12 protein-coding genes are annotated in these 16,595 nt (G+C 66.5%); 10 read left to right on the forward strand and 2 right to left on the reverse strand.

From position 1 onward, the window contains the following. Positions 1-77: 77 nt before the first annotated feature. The 8 genes from VGK32_23055 to VGK32_23090 all read left to right on the forward strand — a co-directional run bounded on the left by VGK32_23055 (position 78) and on the right by VGK32_23090 (position 7,168). Entirely contained in the window at positions 78-482 is a 405-nt protein-coding gene (locus tag VGK32_23055) for a biotin/lipoyl-containing protein (GenBank protein HEY3384650.1), read from the forward strand. Next, the gene (locus tag VGK32_23060) at positions 466-975 is read left to right on the forward strand and encodes a VOC family protein (GenBank protein HEY3384651.1); all 510 of its coding nucleotides are present in this window, start codon (positions 466-468) and stop codon (positions 973-975) included. Before VGK32_23055 ends, VGK32_23060 begins: the two co-directional genes overlap by 17 nt. Before the next feature lie 64 nt (positions 976-1,039). Beyond that, positions 1,040-2,422, forward strand: coding sequence for a methylmalonyl-CoA mutase family protein (locus VGK32_23065; GenBank protein ID HEY3384652.1), 1,383 nt, complete (start codon positions 1,040-1,042; stop codon positions 2,420-2,422). A gap of 17 nt (positions 2,423-2,439) precedes the next feature. Further along, complete coding sequence (scpA, locus tag VGK32_23070; GenBank protein HEY3384653.1) at positions 2,440-4,611, forward strand: methylmalonyl-CoA mutase; 2,172 nt, start codon at positions 2,440-2,442, stop codon at positions 4,609-4,611. Positions 4,612-4,723: 112 nt separating this feature from the next. Continuing rightward, positions 4,724-5,776: a methylmalonyl Co-A mutase-associated GTPase MeaB gene (gene meaB, locus VGK32_23075; protein HEY3384654.1), complete on the forward strand. Its 1,053-nt coding sequence runs from the start codon at positions 4,724-4,726 to the stop codon at positions 5,774-5,776. Positions 5,777-5,993: 217 nt separating this feature from the next. Further along, a complete protein-coding gene (locus VGK32_23080) occupies positions 5,994-6,437 on the forward strand; it encodes a CBS domain-containing protein (protein HEY3384655.1) in 444 nt (147 codons plus the stop codon). Further along, positions 6,437-6,871, forward strand: a complete 435-nt coding sequence (gene msrB, locus VGK32_23085) for a peptide-methionine (R)-S-oxide reductase MsrB (GenBank protein HEY3384656.1) — start codon at positions 6,437-6,439, stop codon at positions 6,869-6,871. Before VGK32_23080 ends, msrB begins: the two co-directional genes overlap by 1 nt. A gap of 60 nt (positions 6,872-6,931) precedes the next feature. After that, the gene (locus tag VGK32_23090) at positions 6,932-7,168 is read left to right on the forward strand and encodes a hypothetical protein (protein HEY3384657.1); all 237 of its coding nucleotides are present in this window, start codon (positions 6,932-6,934) and stop codon (positions 7,166-7,168) included. Positions 7,169-7,264: 96 nt separating this feature from the next. Here VGK32_23090 and VGK32_23095 read toward each other — a convergent pair whose 3' ends face one another. Continuing rightward, on the reverse strand, positions 7,265-9,253 hold the full coding sequence (locus tag VGK32_23095; GenBank protein HEY3384658.1) for an ATPase, T2SS/T4P/T4SS family: 1,989 nt from the start codon (positions 9,251-9,253) through the stop codon (positions 7,265-7,267). Positions 9,254-9,272: 19 nt separating this feature from the next. Then, positions 9,273-10,955 carry an energy-dependent translational throttle protein EttA gene (gene ettA, locus VGK32_23100; GenBank protein HEY3384659.1) on the reverse strand — a complete coding sequence of 561 codons (1,683 nt, stop codon included), beginning with the start codon at positions 10,953-10,955 and terminating at the stop codon, positions 9,273-9,275. 293 nt (positions 10,956-11,248) lie between these two features. On the opposite strand from ettA, the gene VGK32_23105 reads away from it, so the two are divergent. Then, the gene (locus VGK32_23105; GenBank protein HEY3384660.1) at positions 11,249-13,105 is read left to right on the forward strand and encodes a hypothetical protein; all 1,857 of its coding nucleotides are present in this window, start codon (positions 11,249-11,251) and stop codon (positions 13,103-13,105) included. Then, positions 13,102-16,590 carry a BadF/BadG/BcrA/BcrD ATPase family protein gene (locus VGK32_23110; protein ID HEY3384661.1) on the forward strand — a complete coding sequence of 1,163 codons (3,489 nt, stop codon included), beginning with the start codon at positions 13,102-13,104 and terminating at the stop codon, positions 16,588-16,590. Before VGK32_23105 ends, VGK32_23110 begins: the two co-directional genes overlap by 4 nt. Positions 16,591-16,595 lie beyond the last annotated feature (5 nt).

Consider the following 16,595-nt stretch of genomic DNA (forward strand, 5'->3'; position numbering starts at 1 on the left):
CCATGTGCCCGGTGCTAGGTGCTGAGTGCGCGGGAAGGTGCTGGCTGCGAAGTGCGGCGGCCTGAGGGAGAGATTGCGTGAAACTCAAGATCACTGTTGACGGCAAGACGTACGAGGTCGATGTGGAAGTGGCGCAGCCGGAGCACCCGATCTACGGCGTCGGCGGGTACTTCCCGATGTCCCCTGCGCGGGTGCCGGCTCCGGCGCCGGCCGTCGCGGCGCCGCCGCCGCTCGCCGCCGGCGAGGCTCCGTCCGCGCCGGTCAACGAGGAAAAAGTCTGCCGCAGCCCGATCTCTGGCATCGTCGTCCGGATCACCGCGAAGCCGGGTCAGCAGATCCAGATCGGCGATGGCGTGCTCGTCCTCGAGGCGATGAAGATGGAGACGGACATCACCGCGCCGGTCGCCGGCACGATCAGCACAATCAACGTGAACGTCGGTGACAGCGTCAAGGGAGGACAGGTCCTTGCCGAGTTCGAATGACACGCCCCACGGGGGCAAGGCGGAAGCCTTGCCCCACACGGACGGAATGACGGATATCGCGGGCTTCCTCTGCGTCGATCACGTCGCGATCGCGGTCAAGACGGGTGACCTGGAACCGCAGGTCGACGCCTACAAGCTGCTCGGCTTCACCGAGATCCACCGCGAAGAGGTCCACGGCGGCGACCAGGTGCGCGAGGTGCTCTTGCGCGTCGGCCGCGGCCCGAACCTCATCCAGTTGCTCGAACCCCTCGGCGCCAACTCGCCGGTCCAGAAGCTGATTGACCGGAACGGCGGACGCGGCGGTTTCGCACATGTGGCGTTTCGCGTGAGCGACATCCAGAAAGCCTTCGCCGACATGAAGGCGAAGGGGTTCAATATCATCGACAAGGCCCCGCGGAAAGGTTCGCGGGGGACGACGGTGTTCTTCGTGCACCCGAAGTCGCGCGAGGATGCCCCCTTCGGGTTCCTCGTCGAGGTCGTGCAGGAAGGCTAGGCGGAGAGGCAGGCAAGCGGGCGGCCAGGCGGACGCGCGGCCGTCCGGATGGACGGTAATCGATATGTCAGATTCGCACGAGAGCATCGACCGGATCTTCCCACCCGTGGCGACCGCGGACTGGGAAGCGCAGATACGGAAGGACTTGAAGGGCGCCGACTACGACAAGAAGCTCGTCTGGAAGACAGACGAGGGGATCGCGGTCAGGCCCTACTACCGATCCGAACACGCGACGAGGCGCGAGCCGATCGTGGCCGGACCTCGGTCGTGGGTGATGGCGCCGCCTGGAGACGAGCCGCCCCTGAGCGTCAGCGTCGTCGAGTACCACGACCAGGGTGCGACGGCGGTGCAGGAACTGGCGTTCGCGCTCGCACAGGGCGCCGACCTGCTGGCCGCCGGCACACCGGTCACCACCGTCGGCGTCGGCATCGGATCGAACTACTTCATCGAGATCGCCAAGCTGCGCGCGCTGCGACTCGTTTGGGCGCAGGTCGCGGAAGCCTTCGGCGCGCCTGCCGGGATCCGCATCCACGCGCGCACGGGCGGCGAGGACAAGACCCTCTACGATCCGTACGTCAACATGCTGCGCGTGACGACGGAGGCGATCTCGGCGATCGCCGGGAACTGCGATTCGCTGACGATCACACCGTGCCTCTTCGACGCGCACCTCGCGGAGAACGTGCACCACATCCTGCGCGAGGAGAGCCAACTGGACAAGGTGGCCGACCCGGGAGCTGGCTCCTACTCGATCGAGGCGCTGACCGACGCCGTCGCGGCCGACGCATGGACGCTGTTCCAGGCCATCGAGGCGGCGGACGGTTGGTCGACGTACCGGGCGTCCGGTGCCGCCGACTCGGCGGTCGCAACGTCGCGCCAGGCGCGCGACGAGGCCGTCGCCTCGCGACGTCGCGTCCTGGTCGGCACGAACAACTACCCGAACCTCCAGGAACGCGAGCTCGACGCGGCGGATCAGATGCCGGGCGGCTGGCGCCTGGCGTCGATGTTCGAGTCCATCCGCCTGCGTACGGAGCGGCACGCGAAGAAGGCCGGGCGCACGCCCCGCGTGCTGCTGCTCGAGCGAGGCGACCTCAGCATGCGCAAGGCGCGCGCGGCGTTCTGTCAGAATTTCTTCGGCTGCGCGGGTTTTGAGATCGTCCAACGCGACACGCTCGGCGTCGAGGCTGAAGCCTCGCCCGACTCGCGGCTTCCTGACCCCGCCAGGGACGAGCCGTACGACCTGGTCGTGATCTGCAGTTCGGACGCAGAGTACCTGGCCCTGGCGCATGAGATCTGCCCGAAGGCCGCGGTGCCGGTCATCGTCGCCGGGAACCCGAAGGACCAGATCGACGCGCTGAAGGCGGCGGGCATCGCCGACTTCGTCCACGTGTTGTCGAACGCGGTGGACACGCTGCGATTCTGGCAGGACAGACTCGGCATTGGACACTGACAGGACGAGAGGCACCGATGAAGCGGCCTGATTTTTCGAAGATCTCATACGAACCGCGGCGCGGCGCGGGCGAGACGCCCGTGCCACTCACGACCGGAGTGGAACAGGCGTCTCGCCTGTCCTCCGCAACCTGGGAAACGGCCGAGCACATCCTCGTGAAACCGTCGTACGGCCCGGCCGATCTGTCAGGCATGACGCACCTGGAGTACGCGGCCGGTCTGCCGCCCTACCTGCGCGGTCCGTATTCGACGATGTACGTGATGCAGCCGTGGACGATTCGGCAGTACGCCGGCTTCTCGACGGCGGAGGAATCGAATGCCTTCTACCGGCGCAATCTCGCGGCCGGCCAGAAGGGCCTGTCGGTGGCCTTCGACCTCGCCACCCACCGCGGCTACGACTCGGACCACGAGAGAGTGTCCGGCGACGTTGGCAAGGCCGGCGTGGCGATCGACTCGATCCTCGACATGAAGGTCCTGTTCGATCAGATCCCGCTCGAACAGATGTCGGTCTCGATGACCATGAACGGGGCGGTCCTCCCGATCATGGCCTTCTACCTCGTCGCCGCCGAGGAGCAGGGCGTCCCGCCGGAGAAGCTGAGCGGCACCATCCAGAACGACATCCTCAAGGAGTTCATGGTCCGCAACACGTACATCTATCCGCCGGCGCCCTCGATGCGGATCGTCGGCGATATCTTCCGCTACTGCTCGGAGCGGATGCCGAAGTTCAACTGCATCTCGATCAGCGGCTACCACATGCAGGAAGCCGGCGCGACGGCGGACCTCGAACTCGCCTACACGCTGGCCGACGGCCTCGAGTACCTGCGAACGGGCGTTGCGGCCGGCCTCGACATCGACCGCTTCGCGCCGCGGTTGTCGTTCTTCTGGGCGATCGGCATGAACTTCTTCATGGAGATCGCCAAGCTGCGCGCCGCCCGCGTGCTCTGGGCGAAGATCGTGAAGTCGTTCAATCCAACGAACCCGAAGTCGATGGCGCTGCGGACGCACTCGCAGACCTCCGGCTGGAGTCTCGCCGCGCAGGACCCATTCAACAACATCGCGCGGACCTGCGTCGAGGCGCTGGCGGCGGCGATGGGACATACGCAGTCGCTGCACACCAACGCCCTCGACGAGGCGATCGCGCTGCCGAGCGACTTCTCCGCCCGGATCGCCCGCAACACGCAGATCTACCTGCAGCAGGAGACGGGCATCACGCGGATGGTGGATCCGTGGGGCGGCTCGTACTACGTCGAGTCGCTGACGAAGGACCTCATGGGCCGGGCCTGGTCGCTCATCCAGGAGGTCGAGGAACTCGGCGGCATGACGAAAGCCATCGAGAGCGGCCTGCCGAAGATGCGCATCGAGGAGGCGGCCGCACGGCGCCAGGCGCGCATCGACTCGGGAAAAGAGACGATTGTCGGCGTCAACAAGTACCGACTGGCGCACGAAAAGCCAATCGACGTCCTCGAGGTGGACAATGTCGAGGTGCGGCGCAAGCAGATCGTCCGGCTCGATGAGCTGAAGCGAACGCGCGACAACGTGGCGGTGAAGGCAGCCCTCGAGGCGCTCACCCGGTGCGCCGAGACGAAGGAGGGCAATCTCCTCGACCTCGCGGTGGACGCGGCGCGACGGCGTGCGACCCTCGGCGAGATCTCGGACGCGCTCGAACACGTGTACGGACGGTACCAGGCCGTGCATCGCACGATCTCGGGTGTGTACTCGTCGGAGAGCGAGGCCGACGGCGAGTTCCAGAAGGCACGCCAGATGGCAGCGGCGTTCGCGAAGCAGGAAGGGCGGCCGCTGCGCATCCTGGTGGCGAAGATGGGCCAGGACGGCCACGACCGCGGCGCCAAGGTGATCGCCACGGCGTTTGCCGACCTCGGCTTCGACGTGGATATCAGCCCGCTGTTCCAGACACCGAAGGAAGTCGCGCGCCACGCGGTGGAGAACGACGTCCACGTGCTCGGCGTCTCGACGCTGGCCGGCGGCCACAAGACGCTGATTCCGGAGGTCATCGGGGAACTGGCGACACTCGGCCGCGAGGACATCCTCGTGGTCGTCGGCGGCGTCATCCCGCCGCAGGACTACGATTTCCTGTACCAGGCCGGCGCTGTGGGCGTCTTCGGCCCCGGGACGGTCATCCCGCTCGCCGCCCAGAAGATCCTCGCGGCGCTCCTGTCGGAAGCCGCGTAGAATTGGGCCAGCAACGGGCCGAGCGCCCGCTCACGCGGAGAGCGCAGAGATCGCACAGGAACCATGGTTGTTCCACGCGGTCTCTGTGTTCTTCGTGTGGAAATGACATCACGTGAACCGACCCCGCACCAGCGTTCGCCGGCGGCGGCTGACGGCCGCCGAGTACATCGACGGGATCCATCGGGCGGATCGCGGTGTGCTGGCGCGTGCCATCACGCTCGTCGAAAGCGAACTCCCTTCGGACGTGGATCTGGCCTCCGAGGTCATCGAAGCCTGCCTGCCCCGCACCGGCCGGGCGCGCCGCATCGGCATCACCGGCGTACCGGGCGTCGGCAAGAGCAGCTTCATCGAGGCGCTCGGCACCTCCCTCACGCGGGAGCGCGCCGAGACGGTCGCGGTCCTCTCCATCGATCCGTCGAGCCCCCTCTCGGGTGGCAGCATCCTCGGCGACAAGACGCGCATGGAGCGGCTCGCCACCGACGACCGCGCGTTCATCCGTCCGTCGCCGTCGCGAGGACACCTCGGCGGTGTGGCGCGGCGCACGCGCGAAGCGATGCTCTTGTGCGAGGCGGCGGGCTATCAGAACGTCTTCATCGAGACGGTCGGCGTCGGTCAGTCCGAGACAACGGTCCGATCGATGGTGGACTTCTTCCTGCTGCTGATGCTGGCGGGCGCTGGCGACGAACTGCAGGGGATGAAACGCGGAATCCTCGAGATGACGGATCTCATCGCCATCAACAAGGCCGATGGCGACAATCGCAAGCGGGCAGACCGCGCGCGCCACGACTACGAGAGCGCGTTACACCTCTTCCCCATGGCCGCTGATGGCTGGAACCCGCGCGTCGTCACCTGCTCGGCGTTCACCCGCGAGGGTGTGCCGGAGGTGTGGCAGATCGTGCTCGAGCACGAGGCGTTGATGCGACAGAACGGCTGGATGGCACGCCATCGTCAGGACCAGGCGCTGGAGTGGATGAAGGACGCGCTCCTCTACGGTCTCGAACAGGAAATCCGGCGCGACGATGCGATTAACGACCGGTTGGGCGCGATGGAGCAGGATGTGCTGCAGGGCAAGGTGAGCCCGTTCCGCGCCGCCCGCGACCTTCTGTCGCTCTTCCGACGCCACCGAGGCCACGCCGACACTCCCACAGCGCCATTCCGGGAGTGACTTCCCTGGTGGCGTTGTCGAGAGCGTACCTCATCCGGACCGCGGATCCGGCGGACCGGACTTGGCGCGGGGCAGGTGTCCGCGGCCTTTAGCCGTTGCCGCAAGACCGACAAACCGCTACACTTTTATTCTTCACCGACAATCGAGCGGCGGCGTGGTCCGGACGGCGCGAGGGCATACGTCCTTGGCGCCGGGTTTCCCACATGGAGGACGCACCATGAGGACGGTTCGGGACCTGTTGAAGGACAAGGGCGGCGACGTCTGGACCATCGGGCCGGAGGCATCGGTGTTCGAGGCACTCCAACTCATGGCCGATCGCAACGTCGGAGCGGTGCTGGTGGTCGAAGGCAACGGCGCGCTCGTCGGCATCCTGTCGGAACGCGACTATGCGCGCAAGGTGATTTTGAAGGGCCAGACGTCACGAGACACGCCCGTGTCAGCCATCATGACGGAAGACGTCGTGTGTATCCCACCGGACACGACGATCGAGGCATGCATGGGCCTGATGACGACCAGACGCATTCGCCACCTCCCGGTGACCGAGCACGAGCGGCCAGTCGGCATTGTCTCGATCGGAGACGTGGGCAAGGCCATGATCCAAAACCAGGGATTCTTGATTGCGCAGCTCGAGCAGTACATCTGCGGGAGCGCGCGGACGTGATGGCACAAAACACGACTCGGAAGCAGACGCTCGTGCGGACAGACGAGGATTGGCGGACAGCGCTGACGGCGGACCAATACCGCGTCCTGCGGCAGCAGGCGACCGAGGCTCCCTGGTCGCACCCGCTCAACCGGGAACACCGCGCCGGCACGTTCGTGTGCGCCGGCTGCGGCGCCCCGCTCTTCGAGTCCGACTCCAAGTTCGACAGCGGCTGCGGATGGCCCAGCTACTTCCAGCCGCTCGACTCGGCGGTCGAGACGGCCGAGGACGCCAGCCATCTCATGGCGCGGACCGAGGTGCACTGCCAGCACTGCGGCGGACACCTCGGCCACGTGTTCGACGACGGCCCGCCGCCCACCGGCCTTCGGTATTGCATCAACGGGACATCTCTGAAATTCACGCCCAAGCCCAAGCTCGAGCCGCCCACGCGCTGAGCGTCGGGCGGAAGTACAGTAGACTCATCAGGTGCTTGGCGCACACGGAGGTACTCCGAGATGAAGCCAGCGATTGGTGTGTGGACGCGTGTACACGACGATACTGTCACGATGGGAGTGATGCAGCTGCCGACCGGCTTCTTCCAGGTGGTGATCCAGGACGGCGCGCTCACGACGTCGATCGAGGACGGCCAACGGCGCACGATGGTGGACGCCTACACGCGGGCCGACGCCTACCTGAGGATGCAGGGACATCTGTGTTCGGGCGGGTGCGGCCCCTGGAGACGCAAGCTCTGAAGTCGCAAGAGAGGTTGGCCAGATGGCCGAGGACAACCTGGATGCACGCCTGCGCGCCGGAGATCGAGGCGATCCGAAGGGGCCAGCTCCGCCCCATCATGCCGTGACCCGGCCCAGGCCGGCGGCGACGAACTGGCGGAACTGGTAGACGCTGCTGTAGGGCATCACGCGGATCAGCTCTTCGAGGTTCGTCCGGCCGGCGGTCAGTCGATCCATCACGTCATGCGCCATCGACACGGTGCTGCGCGCCGCGCTGGCGCGCACCCGGTCGAACGGCGCGTTCTTGCTGATCAGGATCACATCCTCTTCGTCCGGCACCCACAGTTCGGCGATGCTCGTCCGTCCCCGGTAGCCGGTAAAGTTGCAGGCTCGGCAACCGGCGCCGCGGTAGAAGACCAATCCTCCCGGCTCGCTCGGGAAGAACTCCTTGATGAGGTCGGGGGACGGCTGGTACTCCTGTCGACACTCCGAGCACACCTGTCGCACGAGGCGCTGCGCGAGCACTCCCAGCAGCGACGAGGCGAGCAGGTTCGGATCCACCTTGAGATCGAGCAGCCGCGTCACCGACGAGATCGCGTCGTTGGTGTGCAGCGTGCTGAGCAACAGATGCCCGGTTTGCGCCGCGCGGAACGCCATTTCGGCGGTCTCCTCGTCGCGAATCTCGCCGATCATGATCACTTCCGGGTCGTGCCGCAGAAAAGCCCGCAGATAACGGGCGAACGTGTTGCCGATCCGCTCGTTCACCTCCGACTGGCTGAATTGCTCGTAGACATATTCGATCGGATCCTCAGCGGTCAGCACCCGGATCTCGGGCCGGTAGGTCGTCATCAGTGAGGCGTAGAGCGTCGTGCTCTTCCCCGAACCGGTCGGCCCGGTCACCAGCAAGATGCCGGACGGCCGCTTCAGCAGTTGATGCAACGTGGTGATGATGGCTGGTGAGAACCCGAGCTTGTCGATCGACGTCGGCGCGTTCTTCTTGTCGAGAATCCGCAGGACGCAGCTCTCGCCGTAGTAGCCGGGCAGGATCGAGACGCGGAAGTCGATGTTGAGCTGCTCACCCTTGCGCTCGATCCGCACGCGGAATGCGCCGTCCTGCGGCCGCCGGCGCTCGGCGATATCGAGCTTGGCGAGCACCTTGATGCGCGAGATGATCTCGCGCGCCCCGCGATCGCAGGTCTCCTGCAGCGGGCCGAGGTCCAAGGCCTGCAGGATGCCGTCGAGCCTGAAACGGACGTGCATCCGGCCGGCCAGCATCTCCAGGTGGATGTCGCTGCAACCGCGGTCGAGGGCAATCGTGAGCAACTGCCGGACGGCCCCGTCCGCTCGCTTGTCCTGGATGTACTCCTCGACGTACTTGCTCTTGATCGCGCCCGTGCCCGTGCCCTGGTCGGGCTCGTCTTCGCCCGCCACGTCCAGCGTTTCGACGTGGTCCGTCGTCTGTGCCGGGGCCACGAGCGGAGGTGTGTCGATCGGCTGCACGTAGAGCCGCTTGAATGCCCGTTTGATTGCCTCCTGCGAGGCGGTGACGACATTGACCACGAAGCCGGTGGAGGCGGCCAGTTCATCGGTCACCGACACGTTGGTCGGGTCGTCCATGCAGACTGTGAGCATCTGCCCGATTTGCGCGACGGGTACGAGCACGTGGCGGCGCGCGTAGTGGGTGTTGATGATCCGCGCGAGGCTGCGATCGGCGTCGATCCGGTCGAGGTCGATGAACGGGATGTTCAACTGCAGGCCGAGCGCCTGGCGCATCACTTCGTCCGTCACGAGGCCCAGCTTGACCAGCACTTCACCGAGCGGACGCTGCAGCCGCTGCTGCTGGACGAGCGCCTGCTGGAGGCGTTCCTCGGAGATCGCCCCGCTGCGAACCAGCACCTCGCCGAGCCGGAGGCGTTTCTCGCTCCGCTCGAGCACGAGCGAGAGCTGCCGCTGGGTGACGAGCTTCCGCTCGACCAGGATCCGGCCCAGTGGCACGTAGTCGGGCGATCCCGCCTGCGCCGATAGTGCCGAGTCCAACTGCTCCTCGGTGATCAAGCCCTCCTTGATCAGCAGCCTCCCGAGTCGAGCCTCCGACGGCGTCCTCATTGCCAGCCTCCCTCGCCCGTCACTGCCGCACGAGCTTCCGGTACTTGATCCGATGCGGCCGGTCCGAATCGGCGCCCAGCCGGCGGTGGCGATCGGCTTCGTAGTCCTGGTAGTTCCCTTGGTACCACACTACGTCGCTGTTCCCTTCGAACGCGATGATGTGCGTTGCGATGCGATCGAGGAACCAGCGGTCGTGGCTGACGACGAGCGCGCAGCCGGCAAACTCCAGCAGCGCGTCCTCGAGCGACCGCAGCGTGTCCACGTCGAGATCGTTCGTCGGCTCGTCGAGCAGCAGCAGATTGCAGCCGCCTTTGAGCAGTTTTGCCAGGTGCACGCGGTTGCGTTCCCCGCCCGACAGCGTCCCGACCGGCCGCTGCTGGTCGCGCCCCTTGAAGTTGAACCACGACGCGTAGGCGCGCGACGGCACGGCCCGCTTGCCGATCTGGATCTCGTCCAGGCCGCCGGAGATCTCGTCCCACACGCTCTTCGCGGGATCGAGGGCGTCGCGACTCTGGTCGACGTAGCCGATCTTCACCGTCTCGCCCACTCGGAGCGACCCGGCGTCCGGGGGTTCCTGTCCCGTGATCAGTCGAAACAGCGTCGTCTTTCCCGCACCGTTGGGCCCGATGATTCCCACGATGCCCCCTCGGGGCAGCTGGAAACTGAGGCCGTCGATCAGCAGGTTGTCGCCGTAGCCCTTCCGCAGCCCCTCGGCCTCGACGACGATGTCGCCGAGGCGCGGGCCGGGCGTGATGTAGATCTCGCCCCGCTCGATACGCTGCACGGCGTCCTGCGCGAGCAGGTCCTCATAGGCATTCAGTCGTGCCTTGCCCTTGGCCTGCCGGGCGCGCGGGGACATGCGAATCCACTCCAACTCGCGTGCCAGCGTGCGCTGGCGCCGCGCCTCCTGCTTCTCCTCGTGCTCGAGACGCTGCTGCTTCTGCTCCAGCCATGACGAGTAGTTCCCCTGCCACGGGATGCCCTGTCCCCGGTCCAACTCGAGGATCCACCCGGCCACGTTGTCGAGGAAGTACCGGTCGTGCGTGACGGCAACCACCGTCCCGGGGTAGTCGTGGAGAAAGCGCTCGAGCCAGGCGACCGATTCGGCGTCGAGGTGGTTCGTGGGCTCGTCGAGCAACAGCAGGTCGGGCGACCGGAGCAGCAAACGGCACAGCGCGACACGTCGGCGCTCGCCGCCGGACAGCGTCTCGACGTTGGCGTCAGCCGTCGGCACGCGCAACGCATCCATCGCGAGTTCGACCCGCGAGTCGAGGTCCCAGGCCGACGCCGCGTCGATCCTGTCCTGGAGCGCACCCTGCTGGTCGAGGACCTTCTCCATTTCTTCGGGTGACAGATCTTCGCCCAGCCGCTCGGTCAGGCGCTCGTAGTCGGCCAGCAGCGCACGGGTCTCCGCCACGCCCTCTTCGATGTTGCCCAGAACGGTCTTGTTCGGATCGAGCTGGGGCTCCTGCGACAGGAGGCCGACCGACACCCCGTCGGCGGCAAACGCCTCGCCAGCGAAATCACGGTCGAGGCCCGCCATAATCCTCAGCAGCGTGCTCTTGCCGGCCCCGTTCGCGCCGAGCACGCCGATCTTGGCGCCGGGCAGGAACGCCAGCCAGATGTCCTTCAAGACAGTCTTGTCGGGGGGATGGACCTTCGTGAGGCCCTGCATCGTGAAGATGTACTGGTACGCGGCCACGGCAGCTCCTGGAATGACCAGTCGGCGGATGTCCGCCTATTCTTGCACGGTCGGGGGCGTCACGGGGGGCGGCATTCGCAGGAGTTCCCGGACCTTGGTCGGAAACCTCCGACGGACCACTGCGTCAGCGAGTCTCGAGGCAGAGCTGGTTCGGCGTCGCGGCCCCCAAACGTGCACTGGGCGCCCGGCGGTTGTAGAATAACAAGCTACCCGCCGTTTGGAAGGTCCCAGACAGAGGTGCGTTTTCGGCGGGAGGTGGGACCGCGGACACAACGAGGCCCGGAGGCCGAGCCATGACGTTCGGTCGGATGCAGGATTCACCCCTCGAAGCCCCAGGCGAGCCCGTCGGCGCCGGGGACCGGGGGTCGGCTGCCGTCGAGGCGGAGGTCGCCCGCAGGCTGCAAGAGGCGCGTACGCGTCTCGAGCACCGGGCCCGCCTGGACACGCAGCCTATCGAGCACTATCGGCGCGAGAAGGAACGGCCATTCACCGCGGAAGAGCGAGACCGCGTCACGATTCTGATCGGTGGGCTGACCGCCCGCCACGAGCAGCTCATCACGGCGATCCTCGAGGCGTGCGGCCATCATTGCCAGCCGCTCCCACAGCCGGACCTCACCGCCTGCCTGGTCGGGAAGCAGTACGGCAACAACGGCCTGTGCAATCCGGCATATTTCACCGTCGGCGCGCTCGTCAACTATCTGCAGGCGCTCGAAGCGGGCGGCATGTCCCGAAAGGACATCGTCGATCGGTACGTCTTCTTCACGGCGGGGGGCTGCGGGCCGTGCCGCTTCGGGATGTACGAGGCCGAGTTCCGCCTCGCGCTCCGCAACTCCGGCTTCGAAGGCTTCCGCATCCTCACCTTCCAGCAGGACGAAGGTGTGAAGGCGAAGACCGGGGAGTCGGGCTTGCACCTGTCGATGCTGCTCGGCCTTGGAGCCCTCAATGCGTTCCAGGCGGCCGACGTCTTCAACGACATCTCGTACACGCTGCGGCCGTACGAGGTCGTCCCCGGGAGCACGAACCGCCTCCTGGCCGAGGCGATGGAACTGCTGGCTGAGGATTTCCGCACACGGAAACACATCTATCCGGAAGCGAAACTGCCGGGTTGGCTCGCCAGGCAGATTGCCAAGAAGAGAGCGACCCGACTGACGACCGAGATCATCATCAACGTCTACGCGCACCTCTACGGCAAGCCGATGACCGACGTCATGCGACGGTGCCGGGAGAAACTGCGCGGCATCGAGGTCGATCGGCTGCGCGTCAAGCCGGTCGTGAAGGTGACGGGCGAGTTCTGGGCGCAGTCGACCGAAGGCGACGGCAACTTCCGCATGTTCGAATTCCTCGAGCGCGAGGGTGCCCACGTCATCGTCGATCCGCTCAGCACGTGGTTGATGTATCTGCTCCGTCAGGAGCACGCGCGCCTGCTGGACCGGCGGGGTCTGGACGTGCCGCGCGGCGGGCCGCTGGGCGCACGGCTTCGGGCGAAGATGGCGGACGAACTCAAGACGCTGAAGAAGCGGCTCGCGTTCTCGCTCGGGAACGCCATCTACCGCCACCGGTATCATCGGCTGTGCCGGGCGCTGGCCGACGTGCCGCACCACCTGATCGATCAGGAGGTCATCGCGAAGACGGCGCACCCGTTCTACCACAGCCTGTCGAGGGGCGGTGAAGGCCACCTCGAGGTGGGCAAGACCATCTACTACTCCACCAAGCTCGGCGCCCACATGGTGCTGAGCCTGAAGCCGTTCGGCTGCATGCCCTCCACCCAGTCCGACGGCGTGCAATCGATGGTCGCCGCGAAGATGAAGAACATCCTCTTCATCCCGATCGAGACGGCGGCCGAGGGCGAACTCCACGCCCACAGCCGCGTGCAGATGGTGCTCGTCGAGGCCCGCGAGCGGGCCGAGGCGGAGTTCGACCGCGCGCTGGCCGACACCGGGAAGAAACTAAGCGACATTCGACGCTACGTCGAGGATCACCCTGAGCTGCGCGACCCGTTCCATCATGTCCCGCACCGACCGGGGGTGGCCGGCATGGCTGCCAACTTCGTACTGTACGTCAGCCACCTGATGGACCGTGACGGCACCCGGCACCGCGGACGTGTCGCGGCGCCCGATCTGACAACCTCAGCGAACCAGCAGACACCATGACCGTTGCCGAACCGCGTTTCCTCCTCGGCCTCGACGTCGGGTCAACCACCGTCAAGGCCGTGGCGATAGATGCACGTACCGACGAACTCGTCTGGCGGGACTATCAGCGGCACGAGAGCCGTCCCGCCGAGAAGCTGCTCGAACTGCTCACGCGTCTGGAAGATGAAGCGGGCGTGGAGCGCGGCAGCGCGCGAGCGTTCATTACCGGGTCCTCCGGGGCGGCGTTTGCCGACCTCGTCGGAGCCCACTACGTCCAGGAAGTCGCCGCCGTCGCCCTGGCCGTCGAGCAGAAGCACCCGGACGCCCGGACGGTCATCGAACTCGGCGGCCAGGACGCGAAGATCATCATCTTCGAGGCCGAGGACGAGGGGCGATCGCGCAAGACGGTGTCGATGAATGACAAGTGCGCCGGCGGCACCGGCGTGGTCATCGACAAGATCTCCGCGAAGCTGAAGATCTCGTCCGAGGCGCTCGGCACGCAACCGTACGTCGGGCTGAAGATCTACCCGATCGCAGGCAAGTGCGGCGTGTTCGCCGAAACCGACATCAACGGTCTGCAGAAGCGCGGCGTGGCTGCCGAGGAGTTGCTGGCGTCGCTCTTCGACGCGATCGTCGTCCAGAACCTGACCGTGCTGTCGCGCGGCCATGCGCTGCCGCCCCACGTGCTGCTGCTCGGCGGCCCGCACGCGTTCATCCGCGGGTTGCGGGAGGCGTGGCAGACGCACGTGCCCGGGCGTTGGCGCGAGCGCGGGGTCGAACTGCCCGAAGGGACCTCTCCGGAGGATCTGATCGTGACGCCGCCGATGGCCGAGTACTACGGCGCCTTCGGCGCAATCGAGTTCGCCCGGCGCGATCGAGAGGCCACGACCGACTACCTCGGGCCGTCGCGCCTTGCCGCGTCCGTGGCCCGCGGCCACGAGGGCGTGCGTCGCGGTGCGACCGGCGTGGGCTTCTCGGGGATGGATCTCGCCGAGTTCCGGAAACAGTACGAGCGCCCAGCCTGGACGCCGCCGCCGCTCGAGCCCGGGCAGTTCATCCGCAGTTTCATCGGTCTCGATGCCGGTTCGACCTCCACCAAAGCCGTCATGCTGGACGAGGACGGACGCGTGCTGGCGAAGGCGTACCAGCTCTCGCGCGGCAATCCGATCGAGGACGCGATCGAGATGTTCGGCTCATTGCGCCGGCAGATCGAATCGCAGGGCGCGCGCACCGAGGTGTCGGGCGTGGTCACGACCGGCTACGCGAAGGACATCCTGAAGGACGTCTTCGCCGCCGATGCGGCGCTCGTCGAAACGGTCGCGCACGCACAGTCGGCGCTCCATTTCTACAAGGACCCGCACGTCATCGTGGACGTGGGCGGCCAGGACATCAAGATCATCGTCATGCACGGCGGCCGCGTGAAGGACTTCCGTTTGAACACGCAGTGTTCGGCGGGCAACGGGTACTTCCTCCAGGCCATCGCGCAGAGCTTCGGCCGTCCGGTCGAGGAGTTCGCAGAAGCGGCGTTCACCGCGCGCGAGATGCCGGTGTTCGGCCAGGGTTGCGTGCTCTTCCTCCAGTCCGAGATCTCCAACGTGCAACGGCACGGCTGGAAGCCGGAGGAGGTTCTCGCGGGCCTTGCCGCGGTGTTGCCGAGAAACGTGTTCCTGTACGTGGCGAAGGCGCCGAACCTGTCGCGCTTCGGGTGGCGGTTCGTCCTCCAGGGCGGAACCCAGCGCAACCTGGCGGCGGTCAAGGCGCAGGTGGACTTCATCCGCGACAACTTCAAGGGGCAGGAGCGCCAGCCGGACATCGTGCTCCACGAGCACTGCGGCGAAGCGGGCGCCATCGGCGCCGGCCTCGAAGCGGTCCGGTTGTGGAAGCACGGCAATCAGACGCGCTTCATCGGCCTCGAAGCCGCCGAGCGGATCGCCTTCGAGACCCGCTGCGACGATGAGACGCGGTGCCATTTCTGCAAGAACGAGTGCGTGCGGACGTTCATCGACGTGACCGTCGCCGGCCCCGCGGCGACGCTCGCGGCCGAGACGCCGGCGGAGGTCGCGGCCGAAACGGCGGCGGCAGTCGAGCGAGTTGCCCATCGACGGTTTGTCGTCGCCGGCTGCGAGAAGGGCTCCGCCGAAGACCTCGCCCACATGCGCGACATCAAAGCCGCTGAGGACGCGGTGAAGGCGAGGACGCCGAACCTCGTCACCTTCGCGTCGCGGGAAGTGTGGAAACTGCGGAACCCGGCGAATGTTGCCGATCCGCTGCCCCCCAAGGGGTGGACCGCCGCCGCCAAGCGCCGCCGCGAGCTGTACGAGAACCGCCACAAGGTGCGGATCGGGCTGCCGCGCGTGTTCAACATGTACGCGCTGGCCCCGTTCTTCACCGGCTACCTGCAGAGCGTCGGCGTGGACGGCAAGAACATCGTGTTCTCCGACTACACCAGCATGGAGATGTACCGGACGGGCGCGACGCGTGGCGCGATCGATCCCTGTTTTCCGTCGAAGGTGTCGCTCGCGCACGTCCACAATCTGCTCTTCGTGAAGCACAAGCGCACGCCGCTCGACTGCATCTTCTTCCCGATGATCGAGGTGCTGCCACCGCGTCTGCACGGCGTCCGGGCGAGCAACGCGTGCCCGACGGTGTCTCTGACACCCCAGACGGTGCGCGCCGCGTTCACCAAGGACGAAGACCTGTTCGCGCAACAGGGTGTCCAGTACCTGGCCGGCATCCTGGACATGGAGGACGAACCGCTCTTCCGGCGCCAGATGCTGGAGATGTGGGAGCCGCTACTCGGCCTCTCGTGGGAGGAGAACCAACGGGCCATCGCGGCGGGCCACCAGGCGCTGGCCGACTACGAAACGGCGGTGCGGACGGCAGCCCGGAAAGCGCTCGACGATCTCGAACGGGACAACCGGCTCGGCATCGTGCTGCTCGGGCGGCCGTATCATCACGACCCGGGCCTCAACCACGGCATCCCCGAGGAACTGCAGAAACTCGGCTACCCCGTGTTCTCCCAGCATACGCTGCCGCTCGACGAGGATCTGCTGGACCGGCTGTTCGGCGACGACGTGCGGAACGGCCTCATCAGGCACCCGCTCGACATCTCGGACGTCTGGAAGAACTCGCTCGCGGCCAGCAGCAACTTCAAGGTGTGGGCGGCGAAGTTCGCGGCCAGGCATCCCAATCTCGTCGCGGTCGAACTCTCCAACTTCAAGTGCGGCCACGACGCACCGATCTTCGCGACGGTGGAAGACATCATCGAGAAGTCGGGAACGCCGTACTTCGGCTTCAAGGAAATCGACGAGAACAAGCCAACCGGCGCGATCAAGCTCCGGCTGGAGACGATTGACTACTCGTTGAAACGCGCCCGCGAAGAACTGCTCGATCGCGGCCGCCGCACCGATCGGATGGAACGCTGGCTTGCCGCCTACGAACGGAGGCTGCGAAGACAACTCGCGCCGCCCGACGAATCGGAGAGTGGCGAGGCGGTCACCATGTAGGCCGT

This window comes from Vicinamibacterales bacterium (assembly GCA_036504215.1).
Lineage (GTDB): Bacteria > Acidobacteriota > Vicinamibacteria > Vicinamibacterales > Fen-181 > FEN-299.

Coding starts and splice junctions, on each gene's coding strand:
- VGK32_23095 (HEY3384658.1), bottom strand. CDS start 9,253: ATGAGGACGCCGTCGGAGGCTCGACTCGGGAGGCTGCTGATCAAGGAG.
- VGK32_23105 (HEY3384660.1), top strand. CDS start 11,249: ATGACGTTCGGTCGGATGCAGGATTCACCCCTCGAAGCCCCAGGCGAG.
- VGK32_23080 (HEY3384655.1), top strand. CDS start 5,994: ATGAGGACGGTTCGGGACCTGTTGAAGGACAAGGGCGGCGACGTCTGG.
- VGK32_23090 (HEY3384657.1), top strand. CDS start 6,932: ATGAAGCCAGCGATTGGTGTGTGGACGCGTGTACACGACGATACTGTC.
- VGK32_23110 (HEY3384661.1), top strand. CDS start 13,102: ATGACCGTTGCCGAACCGCGTTTCCTCCTCGGCCTCGACGTCGGGTCA.
- scpA (HEY3384653.1), top strand. CDS start 2,440: ATGAAGCGGCCTGATTTTTCGAAGATCTCATACGAACCGCGGCGCGGC.
- VGK32_23065 (HEY3384652.1), top strand. CDS start 1,040: ATGTCAGATTCGCACGAGAGCATCGACCGGATCTTCCCACCCGTGGCG.
- msrB (HEY3384656.1), top strand. CDS start 6,437: ATGGCACAAAACACGACTCGGAAGCAGACGCTCGTGCGGACAGACGAG.